Source organism: Kitasatospora sp. NPDC093558 (genome assembly GCF_040683475.1).
Taxonomy (GTDB): Bacteria; Actinomycetota; Actinomycetes; order Streptomycetales; family Streptomycetaceae; genus Kitasatospora.
The window spans coordinates 1-14,431 of record NZ_JBFBDY010000143.1 but is presented as its reverse complement, the minus strand read 5'-3'; the positions used below and the strand labels follow the sequence as shown (position 1 = coordinate 14,431).

Annotated in this window: 10 protein-coding genes and 1 pseudogene; 8 read left to right on the top strand and 3 right to left on the bottom strand. The window is 74.1% G+C overall.

The window, feature by feature from the left end:
• Together AB0O00_RS16495 and AB0O00_RS16490 are read right to left on the bottom strand one after the other, a co-directional pair.
• Positions 1-1,322 (bottom strand): annotated as a pseudogene (locus AB0O00_RS16495) (hypothetical protein); the annotation flags it as partial.
• A gap of 112 nt (positions 1,323-1,434) precedes the next feature.
• A complete protein-coding gene (locus AB0O00_RS16490) occupies positions 1,435-1,947 on the bottom strand; it encodes a hypothetical protein (RefSeq protein ID WP_363652312.1) in 513 nt (170 codons plus the stop codon).
• Between the two features lie 138 nt (positions 1,948-2,085).
• On the opposite strand from AB0O00_RS16490, the gene AB0O00_RS16485 reads away from it, so the two are divergent.
• The 7 genes from AB0O00_RS16485 to AB0O00_RS16455 all read left to right on the top strand — a co-directional run bounded on the left by AB0O00_RS16485 (position 2,086) and on the right by AB0O00_RS16455 (position 11,227).
• Positions 2,086-3,540 carry a hypothetical protein gene (locus AB0O00_RS16485; protein ID WP_363652310.1) on the top strand — a complete coding sequence of 485 codons (1,455 nt, stop codon included), beginning with the start codon at positions 2,086-2,088 and terminating at the stop codon, positions 3,538-3,540.
• Between the two features lie 123 nt (positions 3,541-3,663).
• The gene (locus AB0O00_RS16480) at positions 3,664-4,422 is read left to right on the top strand and encodes an NUDIX domain-containing protein (RefSeq protein ID WP_363652309.1); all 759 of its coding nucleotides are present in this window, start codon (positions 3,664-3,666) and stop codon (positions 4,420-4,422) included.
• A 203-nt stretch (positions 4,423-4,625) separates the two neighbouring features.
• Positions 4,626-6,053, top strand: a complete 1,428-nt coding sequence (locus AB0O00_RS16475) for an ATP-binding cassette domain-containing protein (protein ID WP_363652307.1) — start codon at positions 4,626-4,628, stop codon at positions 6,051-6,053.
• Positions 6,054-6,056: 3 nt separating this feature from the next.
• Positions 6,057-6,962: a hypothetical protein gene (locus AB0O00_RS16470; protein ID WP_363652305.1), complete on the top strand. Its 906-nt coding sequence runs from the start codon at positions 6,057-6,059 to the stop codon at positions 6,960-6,962.
• 162 nt (positions 6,963-7,124) lie between these two features.
• On the top strand, positions 7,125-8,003 hold the full coding sequence (locus tag AB0O00_RS16465) for a FadR/GntR family transcriptional regulator (protein ID WP_363652303.1): 879 nt from the start codon (positions 7,125-7,127) through the stop codon (positions 8,001-8,003).
• A gap of 456 nt (positions 8,004-8,459) precedes the next feature.
• The gene (locus AB0O00_RS16460) at positions 8,460-10,109 is read left to right on the top strand and encodes an RNA polymerase sigma factor (protein WP_363652301.1); all 1,650 of its coding nucleotides are present in this window, start codon (positions 8,460-8,462) and stop codon (positions 10,107-10,109) included.
• 215 nt (positions 10,110-10,324) lie between these two features.
• Positions 10,325-11,227 carry a serine protease gene (locus AB0O00_RS16455; protein WP_363652300.1) on the top strand — a complete coding sequence of 301 codons (903 nt, stop codon included), beginning with the start codon at positions 10,325-10,327 and terminating at the stop codon, positions 11,225-11,227.
• A gap of 188 nt (positions 11,228-11,415) precedes the next feature.
• Here AB0O00_RS16455 and AB0O00_RS16450 read toward each other — a convergent pair whose 3' ends face one another.
• The gene (locus tag AB0O00_RS16450) at positions 11,416-11,649 is read right to left on the bottom strand and encodes a hypothetical protein (RefSeq protein WP_363652298.1); all 234 of its coding nucleotides are present in this window, start codon (positions 11,647-11,649) and stop codon (positions 11,416-11,418) included.
• A 539-nt stretch (positions 11,650-12,188) separates the two neighbouring features.
• On the opposite strand from AB0O00_RS16450, the gene AB0O00_RS16445 reads away from it, so the two are divergent.
• Positions 12,189-14,300, top strand: a complete 2,112-nt coding sequence (locus tag AB0O00_RS16445; RefSeq protein WP_363652297.1) for a DNA topoisomerase IV subunit B — start codon at positions 12,189-12,191, stop codon at positions 14,298-14,300.
• The last annotated feature ends 131 nt before the right edge of the window (positions 14,301-14,431 follow it).

Below are 14,431 nucleotides of genomic sequence, written 5' to 3'. Positions count from 1 at the left end.
TCGTTGGCGGACAGGTCGGGCGCGGCCGGCACGGTCGCGCCGGCCAGCGCGGCGGGCTCGACGGCGGCCCTCGCGTACGGATCGGGGGTGACGGCGGCGCCGAGCTGGCGCAGCCGCACCAGCGCCTCGTCCTGCTCGGCGTCGGCGTAGACGCCGTCGCCGTCGCGCTCCTCGTACGGGGTGGCGGCCGGGAGCAGCCGGGTACGGGCCAGTGCGTCGCGGTCGGCGTCCACGCTGACCAGGCAGAGCGGGCCGGCCCCGCCGGACTCGCGCAGCCAGCCGTTGAGGACGACGCCGGCGAGTATCTCGTCGGTGTCGACGGCGTCGGCCGCCTGGAGGGCGCGCAGGGCGAGCCGGGCGACCAGCCGCAGGTAGTCGGTGGCCCGTTCGGCCGGCGGGCGCGGCACCGGGTGGATGTCGCCGTCGGGGGCGAGGCGGTAGCCGGTCAGCGAGGGGACCAGGTCGAGCGGCGGCAGGTCGAGGTCCAGCACCGCGGTGCGGGTGAGCGGCCGGAAGACCGCCCGGCAGGGAGCGGGCAGGTCCTGGGTGGCCGTCTCGGCGGCGGCGAAGGCCCGTTCCAGCAGCGACTCCACCGCGGCGGGCTCGGCCAGCCGGTAGGCCCGGCGGCATTCCTCGAGGCTCTCGTTGTACTCGCGCACCGCGCGGGCCCGGGCCGCCTCGGACTCCTCGTGGACCCGCCGGGACTCGTCGGCGGCCGGGCTGCCGGCCTCGGCCTGGCGGGTGCGCCACTGGCGCCGGGCCTGCTGGTGGGCCAACCGGGCCTTGGCCAGCTCGCGCTGGTAGTCGGAGTCGAGCAGGCGGCGGGTCGGTGCGGCGTCGGGGTCGGCGGCGGGCGGTTCGGCGGGGGCGAAGTCCTCCCAGCGGGGCTCGGGTTCGGTGGTGTCCGGGCTCGCGGCCGGGTAGGGGCGCGGCTCGTAGTGGCGCAGCTGGCTCTCGAAGTCCATGGCCGATACGGGCAGCGCGGCCCGCCGGAGCAGGTCGGCCAGGCGGTCGTGCTCGGCCTGGACAGTCAGCGTGCGGTGGTGGGTGAGGGCGGCGGCGCGGCCGTGGGCGGCGACCGACTCCTCGTCGGCGGACGGGCCGTCACCAGGACCGTCGTGGCCGCCGGTACTGCCGGGGCTGCCGGAGCTGTCGCGGCTGCCGGTGGTCCCGGCGTCGGCGGGCGCGGCCCGGTCCCCGGCCTCGGACGGGTCGGGGCCCGGGTCCGCGCCGAGGTCGCGGAAGACCGAGGCGAGGAAGCCCGGCTGGGGGAACCGGGTGGTGGCGGCGCCGTCGGACTGGCCGTCTGCTGAGTACTGCATCGGTCGTCTTTCCCCCATGCTCGTCGGCGCCTGCGCGGGGCGACCGGCGACCCCGCGGCCCGCCCCTGCGGACATTGTCCACCGAACGGGCGCAGGTGGTCAGCCAAGCCTCTCAGTTGGTGCGGGTGTTGGTCAGGTGGAGTCCGATGTAGCCGACATAGATCCGGCCACTGCCCGAGCAGTCGTCGAGGTAGTGCAGCCGGGGTGCGGTGCGCCCGCCGCCGATCCGCAGGTGCGCGCCCATGAACGCGCGCCGGGAGGCGTCGACGCACTCCGGCACCGGCAGCATCCGCTCGCGCTTCCACTTGGTGTGGCTGTGCACCGTCCTGGACTCGCCGCGGACCGCCTTGCGGGGCGGGAACCGGTGGCAGCCGTCCGGCGTGTGCTCGCACCACTGCTTGAAGTCACCGCCGGCCTCGCCGCGGACGGCCGCCTCGGCGTACTCCTGGAGGGCCGTCAACCCGTCCCAGGCGAGCCGGGCCCAGCCCGCCCCGGCGCACTGGAGGTCGTCCAGGGCGAGCGCGGACTTCTGGTCCCCGGTGAAGGTGAGCAGCGGGAACTCGCCCAGCCGGGAGAGGAGTTCGGTGAAGGTGTCCGGATTCCCGTCCGCTCCGGGCACCGGCACCGGACCGGGCGCGACCGTGGTGCACGGGACCCCGAGCGAGCCGACGACCGAAGCGGCGGACGACGCGGCAGCGGACGGAGTGGCGGTCGCAGCAGCGGTCGCGGCAGTGGTCGGCGCGCAGAGACGGCCGGACAGGGCGTGCGTCCGCGTCCGGGTGTGGCGCTCGCGGCGCAGCGTGCGCCGCACGCGCTCCAACTCGTCTGCCCTGGCCTGCTGTTCGGCCCGGTCCTGCTGCTCCTCGCGGGCGAGCGCGGCCAGTTCGACGCGGACGACGCCCGGGCGGCGCTGCTGGTCACCCGCTCCCTCGACGCCCTCGGCGGCCTGCTGTTCGCCGACCCGGACCGCCCGACCGACCTCTACCCGGCCTCCGGCGCGCCCTGGCGCTTCGGCCTCGCCCCGGCCGACGCTCTCTGGGCCGCCCGGCTGACGCTCCCGCTCGGCACCCGGCTCGCCGCCGGCACCCTGCGGGCCCTGGCCCGGCGCCAGCAGCTCGCCCCGGCACCCGGCCGCACCGAGGGGCTGCTGCCCGGCGCCCTGCGGCACGGCGGCCCCGAGCTGCCGCCCACCTGCACCGCCACCGAGGCCACCCTGCTGTTCGTCACGGTGCTGGCCGAGGCCTGGCGCTGGGGCCTGCCCAGGGCCGAGGTCGCGGACCTGCTCCCGGCCGCCGAGCGGGCCCTCGGCGCCCTCCGCGACGGCCTGGCCGACGGCTTCGTCACCGACCTGAGCCGCCCGGCGGAGGACCGCGCCGCGCACCCGGTGGCCGCCCGGGCCGAGGTCCAGGCCCAGGCGCACCGCGCCGCCCTGCAGGGCGCCGAGCTCCTGGAGGCCTTCGGCCGTCCCGGCGCCGAGGAGTGGCGCGCCTGGGCCGCCGGGCTGCGCGGGCGCTTCCGCGAGCGGTTCTGGATCGACGACCTCTCCGGCGGGCGCCCGGCCGCGGGCCTCGCCCCTGGCGGTCAACCGCTCCCGGCCGTCGCCTCCTGCCTCGTCCACCTGCTCGACACCGGGCTGGCCGTCGACGGCGGCCGGCACGAGAGCCTGCTGGACCGCGAGCAGACCCGGCTGCTCGCCCAGCGCCTCGTGGCGCCGGAGCTGGACAGCGGCTGGGGCCTGCGCACCCTGAGCGCCAAGTCGCCCCGCTTCAACCCACTGGGCCACCGGGGCGGCGCCGTGCGGGTGCACGAGACCGCCCTCGCGATCGCCGGGCTCGCCGAGGCCGGTCACGAGAACGAGGCCGGCACCCTGCTGGAGGGCCTGCTCGCCGCGGCCACCCACTTCGAGGGCCGCGTGCCCGAGATGTACGCCGGCGAGCAGCGCATCCCCGGCTGCCCGCCCGTCCCGCACCCGGCCGCGTGCCGTCCGGCGGCGGTCTCGGCCGCCGGGGCCGCCCACGCGGTCTTCGCCCTCGCCGGGGTCCGTCCGGACGTCCCGGGCGGCCGGGTCAAGGTCCGCCCGGCCAGCACGGCCCCGCTCGGCGAGCTGGAACTGACCAACCTGCGGGTGTCCGGCGAGCCCTTCTCCGTCCGGGTGAGCCGCATCGGCGTGGCGATGGTCGAGGAGGCGCCGGCGGACCTCCAGCTCGTGGCGCGCTGACCGTCACCAGGGCCGAGCCAGGGCCCGAACCAAGGCCCGCGCCAGGGCCCGCCCCCGGGCCCCCGGGCACGGGTTGTACACGGGCCTGTGCTTATCGTCAGAGAGACGACTATGATCGTCGCCATGTCGCGCTATGACCCGTCGGCCTTCCCCCCGTTCGCAGTCACGGTTGACCTGGTGGTGCTGACGGTGCGCGACCATGCGCTGTGTGCCCTGCTGGTGAGACGTGGTGAGCCCCCGTTCCAGGGGTACTGGGCGCTGCCCGGCGGTTTCGTGCGGCCGGACGAAGGCCTGGCCGAGGCGGCCTCGCGCGAGCTGGCCGAGGAGACCGGGCTGCGGGCGCACTCCGCCCCCGGGCACGACGCCGTGGGTCCGGGCGCGGCCGGTGCCCACCTGGAGCAGCTGGCCACCTACGGTCACCCGCAGCGCGACCCCCGGATGCGGGTGGTCAGCGTCGCGTACCTCGTCCTCGCCCCCGACCTGCCGACGCCGCGGGCCGGCGGGGACGCCAGCAGCGCCCGCTGGGCGCCGGTCGCCGAGCTGCTCGGGCAGAGCCCGGCCGACGGGGTGCCGCTCGCCTTCGACCACGGGCTGATCCTCGCCGACGGGGTCGAGCGCGCCCGCTCCAAGATCGAGTACTCCTCGCTCGCCACTGCCTTCTGCCCGGCCGAGTTCACCGTCGGTGAGCTGCGCAGGGTCTACGAGGCCGTCTGGGGCGTGGCCCTGGACCCGCGGAACTTCCACCGCAAGGTCACCGGCACCCCCGGCTTCCTGCTGCCCTCCGGCGGCACGACGACCCGTCAGGGCGGGCGCCCGGCCCAGCTGTTCACCGCGGGCGGCGCGACCGTGCTCAACCCGCCCATGCTCCGCCCGGAGTCCTGACGCCGCGCGCTCCCGTGCCCGCCGCGCCCCGGCCCGGCCGGCCCTGTCCCACCTGGCCCGGGAATCGCAGGATCGGATTGTCCCCTGATCGGGTGAGGTGGGTGGCCCACGGGCCCGCGCCGCTCCCGTAATGCCCGAAATCGCCTTCGCCGACCCCTAATGTGCTGGCGCGGGGCCGGTCGAGGGCATGGGAGCAGGCAGCGATGATCCAGATCACCGGACTGACCAAGGTCCGCGGCAAGGGCGCTCCACCGGCCCTGCTGGACCTCACCTTCGACGCCAGACCGGGCCTCGTCACGGCGCTGCTCGGCCCCGAGGGCGCCGGCAAGTCCACCGCGCTGCGGCTCATGGTCGAACTCGAACGCGGCCAGGGCGTCACGCTCTTCGACGGCCGCACCTACCGCCGTCTGCGCCGCCCCGAACGCGAGGTCGGCGTGCTGCTCCCCGGGTCGGGGGAGGGGAGCACGGCGGTGGCCGGGCACCCGGGCCGCACGGCGCGCGGCCAGTTGCGGATGCTCGCCGCGACCGTCGGCGTGCCCGCCCGGCGCGCGGACGAGCTGCTGGAGCAGACCCGGCTGGCCACCGTCGCCGGGCAGCGCCTGCGCACCTTCTCGCCCGGCATGCACCGGCGGCTGGCGCTCGCGGCCGCGCTGCTGGGCGACCCCGCCGCGCTCCTCCTGGACGCCCCGACCGAGGGCCTGTCCCCGCGCAACGTGGAGTGGTTCCACTCCTTCCTGCGCTCGTTCGCCGTCGCCGCCGGGACGGTCCTGGTGACCACCCGGACCCCGCAGGAGGCGTCCCAGCTGGCCGACCGCGTGATCACGCTGGACCGGGGCCGGCTGGTGGCCGACCAGCCGGTGGCGGAGTTCCGTCGCACCCGGCTCAGCCCTGAGGTGGCCGTCCGCGGGCCGCAGATGGCGCGCCTCGCCGACCTCCTGGTGAGCCAGGGCGCCCAGGTGCGCAGGGACGGCGGCGCCGGTATCGCCGTGGCGGGCATCGGGCGCACCGAGATCGGCGAACTCGCCTACCGGCACGGCATCCTGCTGCACGAGCTGGCGGACCGGGTGGTCGAGCAGCCCGCCCCGAAGGCCGTCCTGCCGACCGCCTCGGGCCGCTTCGGCCAGATCCACCTCCAGCCGGGGCCCGCCGAGCAGCCGCAGCGTGCCGAGCAGCCGCAGCCGGCCACGCGGCCGGAGCCACAGCAGCGGCCACAGCCGGGGCCGGCGGACGAGGCGGCCCTGCCCACGCGGGCGCTGCCCGTCGCCTCCGTGGCGACCGCCCTCTCCGCCCTCGCCCTCGTCGAGGCCACCCGCGAGCCGTCGCCCGCGATCTCCGGCGAACCCGGCCCCGAACCCGGCCCCGAGCCCAGCCCCGAGCCCGCCCCCGCGCCGGGGTCCGCGCCCCGCCCCGCGCTCGTGCCCAAGCCCGATCTCCGTTCCGCCGACAGCACCGCGACGACCGTGGCCGTGGACCGGCTCTTCCGCAACGGCCCCGCCGCTCCGGCCGCCACCCTGCTGTCCGACGACACCGTCCGGCTCGGCCGCCTGACGCCCCAGGCGCCCCCGGCCGCCCCCAACCCCACCCTCACCCCCAACCCCAACACCACCCCCGACGACCTCCGGAGCGAGTGAACCGTGCGCGTCCTGGCCTACGAGCTGCGCCGGCTGCGCGGCCTCCGTTCCACCTGGCTGCTCCTCGCCGCCGTGCTGCTCTGCGACGCCGTCGTGGCCGCCGTCCTGGCGAGCCAGCGTCCGGAGGGACCGCTGCCCGGCCCGGCGGGGGTGCGGCTGCTGACCGCGGCCTTCCCCCTGCTTCCGCTGCCCTTCGCGGCGCTCGGGGCCGGGGTGCTCGGCGCCCTCGCGTACGGGCACGAGGTGCGCTACCCGGGGCTGCCGGCCTCGTGCGTGTCGTACCCGCGCCGGGTGCGGCTGCTGGTGGCCAAGCTGCTGGTGATCGGCCCCGTGGCGGGGCTGCTGGCGCTGGCCACCCTGCTGGTGGACACGGTGGCCGTGCACCTCGCGCTGCCCGCCGGGGTCACGGTCGCGGCCTGGGCGGACCCGTCCGCGCTGTCCGGGCGGGCGTCCGGGGCGCTGGCCTCCGCCGGGCTGTCCGGGCTCGCGGACCTGCCGGGGGCGTTCGCGCCGGTGGCCCTGGTCGCGGGGCACGGCGTGCCGGGCGCCCTGCTGGCCTTCGTCCTGCTGACGGTCGTGGCGGGCTGGACCGGCGTTCTGACGGCCTCGCTCACCCGCAGCGCCGTCGCCGGGGTGCTCGTCCTGTGCGCGCTGCCGCCCCTGCTGGAGTCGGGCGTGGCGCTGCTGCTGCGGCAGACCGGCACGCCGTGGCCGACCCGGGCGGCCGAACTGCTGCCGTTCCAGTCCGGCGTCGAATGGGCGTACGGGTGGGTTTACGGCGGCGACCGGCGGGTGGCGCCCGGGGCCACCGCGCTGACGGACCCGGCGCTCCTCACCGCGGTGGCCGCGCCGGCGGCCGGCCGGCGGGTGGCGGCCCTGGTGGTGCAGTCCCGGCGGCGCGCGCTCTGATCCCCGGGCCGCCGCCCCGAACCACCAAGATCGACCAGCGGTGCCCGTAATGGGCGGTTCGTCCTGATAAGAAGTCAATTATCCAGTCGCGGCCGATCACCCTTTCGTGTGCTTTTCACGAGAATTCTCAAGCTGCGCCTGCCGATCGCCGACAAAGGACCTGTGAGTACCCTTGCGCACCCCACCATGACCCCCGCCCGTTCCGCCGAAGGGCCCATCCACGGCCCCGGCGACCTGGACCGCTTCTCGTACGCCGACCGGCCGACCCCGCCGGCGCCCCGCTGGGAGGGCGCCGAGTCCGAGCTCGCCCGGGTCGGCCGCAAGACCACCAGCAGCCGCGGCCGCGGTCTGCACGGCCAGCTGGTCCAGCAGCTGGGCCAGATGATCGTCTCCGGTGACCTCGGCGCCGACCGCCCGCTCGTGCCCGAGGAGATCGGCCAGCGCTTCGAGGTCTCGCGCACCGTCGTCCGCGAGTCGCTGCGCGTCCTGGAGGCCAAGGGCCTGGTCAGCGCCCGGCCGAACGTCGGCACCCGGGTCCGTCCGGTCGGCGACTGGAACCTGCTCGACCCGGACATCATCGAGTGGCGCGCCTTCGGCCCCCAGCGGGACGAGCAGCGCCGGGAGCTCTTCGAGCTGCGCTGGGCCATCGAGCCCCTCGCCGCCCGGCTGGCCGCCGGCCACGGCCGCGAGGACGTCCAGCAGCGCCTGGTCGAGCTGGTCGAGATCATGGGCCACGCCGCCGCCCAGGCCGACCTCTCGACCTACACCCGGGCCGACGCCGAGCTGCACGGCCTCGTGCTGCAGATGGCCGGCAACCGGATGCTGGAGCACCTCTCGGGGATCGTCTCCTGCGCGCTCCAGGTCTCGGGCGGCCCCGCCACCTCGTGCGAGCGGCCCTCGGAGGCCTCGGTCAGCCTGCACGCCCGGCTGGTGGACGCGCTCGGCACCGGCGACGGCACCGCGGGCGAGGCCGCGATGCGGGCCCTGCTCACCGTCCACCCCGAGGTCGAGCCGTCCGTCCCGGCCCCCCGGGAGCACTGAACGGTCTGGTTCGGCCCGCCCGCCCACGGCCCTCCGGCCGCACCGCCCGGTGCAGTCGGAGGGCCGTCCTGCTGGGTGCGAGGGGGGCCTGGGGCGCAAGCCCGGAACGTCGCCCGACCTGGCGGGCATGTCCATGGCGGCAGTTTTCGGCGCGAGTGCGCGATGATGGAGTCCGGCCCAGGGCCGTGGGCACCCGAGCGGTGTGACCCGCGACACGAAGGCCATGCGTAACACTTGACGAGTAGCAGCGATGTGTCCTGAGCGGAAGCAGCTCCGGAATACTCCAGCACGCCAGATGGCTGTGGTGGTCCGCGGCGCTGCTGCCGTCCTGCAAACCCTGTCCTCAAGCCCGAGTCGGTCGGAATCGACACCGCGCGTCCGACGCGCGATCTCCTTCCCCGCCCGCTCGGGCGGCCGGTACGGGTTCGAGTCCACTCATCGTCCGAGAGGTTGTTCGTGTCGGCCAGCACATCCCGTTCGCTTCCCCCCGAGATCGCCGAGTCCGCGGCTCTGCTGGCTCTCATCGAGCGGGGCAAGGCCCAGGGGCAGATCGCCGGTGACGACGTGCGCCAGGCGTTCGAGGCGGACCAGATCCCGGTCACCAAGTGGAAGAACGTCATGCGCAGCCTCAATCAGGTGCTGATTGAGGAGGGGGTGGACCTCATGGTGAGCGCGGCCGAGCCGGCCGGTGCCAAGCGCAAGAGCGTTGCCGCCAAGAGCCCCACGAAGCGCACCGCCACCAAGGCTGTCACCACCCGGACCCCGGCCGCCCCGTCGGCCCCGACCAAGCCGCCCGTGCGCATCGCGCCCGGCGCCCCCGTCGCGGCCCCGGCCGTGGCGGCCGCCGCCGCGCCGGCGCCCACCGTGTCCGCCGAGATCACCGTCGAGGAGACGACCACGGTCGTCACCGAGGTGAAGGCGGCCCCGGCGAAGAAGGCCGCGCCCGCCAAGAAGGCCGTTGCCAAGAAGGCCGCCGCGCCCGCCAAGAAGACCGCCGCCAAGAAGACCGCCGCCGGCAAGGCCGGCAAGGGCGGCGAGGAGGAGCTCCTCGGCGAGGAGGAGCTGCTCGAGGACGTCGCGCTGCCCGGTGACAAGGCCGAGGCCGAGGCCACCGGTCCGGAGGAGGAGTCGGAGGGCTTCGTCCTCTCCGACGACGACGAGGACGACGCGCCGGCCCAGCAGGTCGCCGTCGCCGGTGCCACCGCCGACCCGGTCAAGGACTACCTGAAGCAGATCGGCAAGGTCCCGCTGCTCAACGCCGAGCAGGAGGTCGAGCTCGCCAAGCGCATCGAGGCCGGCCTGTTCGCCGAGGACAAGCTCTCGGCCGCCGACAAGCTCGCCCCCAAGCTCAAGCGCGAGCTGGAGATCATCGCCGAGGACGGCCGCCGCGCCAAGAACCACCTGCTGGAGGCCAACCTCCGCCTCGTGGTCTCGCTGGCCAAGCGCTACACCGGCCGCGGCATGCTCTTCCTGGACCTGATCCAGGAGGGCAACCTCGGTCTGATCCGTGCGGTCGAGAAGTTCGACTACACCAAGGGCTACAAGTTCTCCACCTACGCCACGTGGTGGATCCGCCAGGCGATCACCCGCGCCATGGCCGACCAGGCCCGCACCATCCGCATCCCGGTGCACATGGTCGAGGTCATCAACAAGCTGGCCCGCGTCCAGCGCCAGATGCTCCAGGACCTGGGCCGCGAGCCCACCCCGGAGGAGCTGGCCAAGGAACTCGACATGACCCCCGAGAAGGTCATCGAGGTCCAGAAGTACGGCCGCGAGCCGATCTCGCTGCACACCCCGCTCGGCGAGGACGGCGACAGCGAGTTCGGTGACCTGATCGAGGACTCCGAGGCGGTCGTGCCGGCCGACGCGGTCTCCTTCACCCTGCTCCAGGAGCAGCTGCACTCGGTGCTGGACACCCTGTCCGAGCGCGAGGCCGGCGTCGTGTCGATGCGCTTCGGCCTGACGGACGGTCAGCCGAAGACCCTCGACGAGATCGGCAAGGTGTACGGGGTCACCCGTGAGCGCATCCGCCAGATCGAGTCGAAGACCATGTCGAAGCTGCGCCACCCGTCGCGCTCCCAGGTCCTGCGCGACTACCTGGACTGATCCGGCACTGCGCGGCGCTCCCGCCGCGCGAGCACTTCCGAGAAGGCCCGGAGCCCCACGGCTCCGGGCCTTCTCGGCCGTCCGGAGGGGGTTCGTCACCGTCCGAGTGGTGGTTGTCGCTCGTCCGGGTGGCCGTCCGGCGGGAAGCGGTCGCACAGTGTAGCCGGTCACCTACGCTGTGCCGGTTGCCTGCTGCCGAGCCACCTGGAGAAACGGTGCTGCCCAACCCGGACCGCGCGGACCTGACGACCGCCGCCCCGCCCCCGGCGACCCCGGCCGCCGCCCGGCCGGACCGCCGAAAGCGGGCCGCGGTGCTGGCGCTGCTGGCGGCCGTTCCCGTCCCGCTCGTCGCCTTCGGCACCGCCGCGCCCGCCGAGGCCCAGCGCAGGGTGGTCGGCGGTGCGGTGGTGAGCACCGCGGACCACCCGTGGGCGGTGGCGCTGGCCAGCCGCCAGCAGTTCGGCTCCGGCCGCTCCGGGCAGTTCTGCGGGGGAGCGCTGGTCTCCCCGACCAAGGTGGTGACGGCGGCGCACTGTTTCTTCGACGAGTCCAAGGGCGTCCGGGTGGACCGGCCGGGCCTCAAGGTGATCGTCGGCCGGGACGACATGCGCGGCACGGCCGGTCACGAAGTGCCGGTCAAGAAGATCTGGGTCCACCCCGACTACAGCTGGTCCGCCAACATGAACGACGTGGCCGTCGTCACGCTCGGTGAGTCCCAGGGGTCGCGGCCGGTGATCGACCTGCTCGCCCAGGGCGAGACCGAGCCGTACGCGACCGGGACCAGGGCGCAGGTGTACGGCTGGGGCGACACCACCGGGCGCGGTGACTACTCGGCCGCGCTGCGCACGGTGGACGTGCCGGTCGTCGCCGACCAGGTGTGCGCGCGCGACTACCCGGGCGGGTCGGACGGGAAGTTCGACGCCAGGGCCATGGTGTGCGCGGGCGAGGAGGAGCAGGGCGGTAAGGATGCCTGCCAGGGGGACAGTGGCGGTCCGCTGGTCATCGGCGGGCGGCTGGCCGGCCTGGTCTCCTGGGGGACGGGCTGCGCGGAGGCGCACCACCCAGGGGTGTACACGAGGGTCGCCGCCCTCTCGGACGCGGTGCGTTCGGCACTGTGACGCCGGAACGTGACTGTGCGGTCACGTTCTGACGTTCCGTCGGGAGCGGCCGGGAGTGCCGGAGCGCCTCGGGGAACAGCAGGGCCGGGCGATCGGCCCCTGAGGGGTCGATCGCCCGGCCCACCGGTCGCACGCAGTGCGCGACCGGACACACAGCTCGACGCCGGCTGCTGGTGTGGCGCCCGGGATCAGCGCTCGTCTTCGGCGGCCGTCGCGGTGGTGGTGCTGGTCAGGCGGCCGCTCTCGTCCTGTATCTCAACGGCGATCTTCTTGAGCTCGGGCTCGAACTTCCGGCCGTGGTGGGCGCAGAAGAGCAGCTCTCCGCCGCTGGCGAGCACGACGCGCAGGTAGGCCTGGGCGCCGCAGCGGTCGCAGCGGTCAGCCGCGGTGAGCGGGCTCGCAGGTGTCAGAACAGTAGTCACGTCGCCTCTTCTCTAGCTCGACGAGCTGTCGTACCAGGGTCAACATCCAACCAGGCCGAAAACGTTCCCGCTCGTGGCTTTTCTTCTCTGAGGATTCTGCTGTGTTGATGAGGACGTGCCCCGGGGGCCGGTGGTTCATGCGTACCGGATCCCAGGATCCGCCCGTGGCTCGAACGCCCGATCGGGACCGGGTGCGAGGTCCGCGTAGCATAATCCTCAGCCGGGTTGGAGCATAAGCCCCGTCCCAGGCCCCGGTAGCCTGCATAACGGCAGTTCCGGAGCCTTCGCCGGACCCCACGATCCGCCAGGACCGGTGGTACCGGGAGGAGATGGCGCCCCGGAGCCCCGGACTCCGGCCCAGTCCTTGTTCGCGCAGCGCGTACAAGCTGCGCGGGACCGGCCCGCCGTGCTGGGCACCCAGCGGAGGGGTGCGCACACGCCGGGCGACGGCTGTCGGTGCGGCGTGCTGCACTGGCGGACGGTCCGGACGCGTTCCGGATGTGACCGATGAGACAGAACTTCACCGAGGAGAGTGCCGCGTGAGTGCCGAAACGACCGTGCCGTCCGCACTGCTGGCCGGTGACGACGGCTCCAACTACACCGCTCGGCACCTGCTCGTCCTGGAGGGGCTGGAGGCGGTCCGCAAGCGCCCCGGCATGTACATCGGCTCGACCGACAGCCGCGGCCTGATGCACTGCCTGTGGGAGATCATCGACAACTCGGTCGACGAGGCCCTGGGCGGCCACTGCGACCGCATCGAGGTCGTCCTGCACCCGGACTCCTCGGTCGAGGTCCGCGACAACGGGCGCGGCATCCCGGTCGACGTCGAGCCCAAGACCGGGCTGTCCGGCGTCGAGGTCGTCATGACCAAGCTGCACGCCGGCGGCAAGTTCGGCGGCGGCTCCTACGCGGCCTCCGGCGGCCTGCACGGCGTCGGCGCCTCCGTCGTCAACGCGCTCTCGGCCCGCCTGGACGTCGAGGTCGACCGCAGCGGGCACACCCACGCGATGAGCTTCCGCCGCGGCACCCCCGGCATCTTCACCGAGGCCGGCCCGGACGCGCCCTTCGAGGCGGCCAACGGCATGACCAAGGCCCGCAAGGTGCCCAGGACCCGCACCGGCACCCGGATCCGCTACTGGGCCGACCGGCAGATCTTCCTCAAGGACGCCAAGCTCTCCCTGGAGAACCTGCACAACCGCGCCCGCCAGACCGCCTTCCTCGTCCCCGGCCTGACCATCGTCGTGCGTGACGAGCGGCTCACCGAGAGCGAGAAGACCGAGGAAACGGTCTTCCGCTACGACGGCGGCATCGCCGAGTTCTGCGAGTTCCTGGCCCCCGACAAGCCGGTCTGTGACGTCCTGCGGCTGCGTGGCGAGGGCACCTTCAAGGAGACCGTGCCCGTCCTCGACGAGCTCGGCCACATGACGCCCACCGAGGTCACCCGCCACCTCGGCGTCGACATCGCGCTGCGCTGGGGCGCCGGCTACGACACCACCCTCCGCTCGTTCGTCAACATCATCGCCACCCCCAAGGGCGGCACCCACGTCACCGGCTTCGAGCGCTCGCTCGCCAAGACCGTCAACGAGGTGCTGCGCGCCAGCAAGCTCCTGCGCGTCGCCGAGGACGACATCACCAAGGACGACGCCACCGAGGGCCTCACCGCCGTCGTCACCGTCCGCCTCGCCGAGCCGCAGTTCGAGGGCCAGACCAAGGAGGTGCTCGGCACCTCGGCGGCCAACCGGATCGTCGCCGCCGTCGTCGCCAAGGAGCTCAAGGCCTTCCTCACCTCGGCCAAGAAGGACGACAAGCTCCAGGCCAGGGCCGTCCTGGAGAAGGTCGTCGCCGCCGCCCGCACCCGGGTCGCCGCGCGCCAGCACAAGGAGGCCCAGCGCCGCAAGACCGCGCTGGAGACCAGTTCGCTGCCGGCCAAGCTCGCCGACTGCCGCAGCGACGACGTCGACCGCAGCGAACTGTTCATCGTCGAGGGGGACTCCGCGCTCGGCACCGCCAAGCTCGCCCGCAACTCCGAGTTCCAGGCGCTGCTGCCGATCCGCGGCAAGATCCTCAATGTCCAGAAGGCCTCGGTGAGCGACATGCTCAAGAACGCCGAGTGCGCCGCGATCATCCAGGTGATAGGGGCCGGCTCCGGCCGCACCTTCGACATCGACCAGGCCCGCTACGGCCGCGTCATCTTCATGGCCGACGCCGACGTCGACGGCTCGCACATCCGCACCCTGCTGCTCACCCTCTTCCACCGCTACATGCGGCCGATGGTCGAGCAGGGCCGGGTGTTCGCCGCGGTGCCGCCGCTGCATCGCATCGAGCTCACCGCCCCCAAGCGCGGCCAGGAGAAGTACCACTACACCTACTCCGACGCCGAACTGCGCTCCACGCTGCTGGAGTTCCAGCGCAAGGGGATGCGCTGGAAGGAGCCGGTGCAGCGGTACAAGGGCCTCGGCGAGATGGACGCCGACCAGCTGGCCGAGACCACCATGGACCCGCGCCACCGCACGCTGCGCCGGATCAACCTGGGCGACCTGGAGCAGGCCGAGCGGATCTTCGACCTGCTGATGGGCAACGACGTCGCCCCGCGCAAGGAGTTCATCGTGGACTCGGCGGCCACCCTGGACCGCTCCCGCATCGACGCCTGACGGTCTCGCGCGAGGGCCCTCCACCCACGGGTGGAGGGCCCAAGCGCATGGGCTTACAACCCCCGTCCCACCCCGCTCCCATAAAACACCCCCCCCGGAAACGTAAAGAGAGTTATGGAAGAAAAAAGCAA

What these genes read in the sequence shown, in the direction of transcription:
- AB0O00_RS16475 (WP_363652307.1), top strand. Translation starts at nt 4,626, where the DNA reads ATGATCCAGATCACCGGACTGACCAAGGTCCGCGGCAAGGGCGCTCCA.
- AB0O00_RS16480 (WP_363652309.1), top strand. Translation starts at nt 3,664, where the DNA reads ATGTCGCGCTATGACCCGTCGGCCTTCCCCCCGTTCGCAGTCACGGTT.